1 pseudogene is annotated in these 230 nt (G+C 61.3%); it reads right to left on the minus strand.

The annotated features are described in order from the left end of the window. Nucleotides 1-230: pseudogene (locus H2508_RS00005) on the minus strand (transposase); the annotation flags it as partial.

The following is a 230-nucleotide window of genomic DNA, read 5'->3' on the forward strand; positions in this document are numbered from 1 at the left end:
AGGGCGGCCAGCCTTGCAATGAAATCCAATGGTTCGAAAATGACGTGCGTGGTGCCGTCCCGGTACGGCGTCTTGAGCTGGTAGCGCACGTTGCCATTCTTCGTGAGCGACAGCCGTTTCTCAGACACCGCCGGGGGCTGATGTAGTGGCACAGCCGTTCGAGTTTGCTGCGCTCATGGGCCTTGGCCGCTACGCCGGCATGTAGCGAGAAACCGGCAACCTTACCGGGC

The sequence above is a fragment of the Sediminihaliea albiluteola genome, assembly GCF_014077625.1.
GTDB classification, from domain to species: Bacteria; Pseudomonadota; Gammaproteobacteria; order Pseudomonadales; family Halieaceae; genus Sediminihaliea; species Sediminihaliea albiluteola.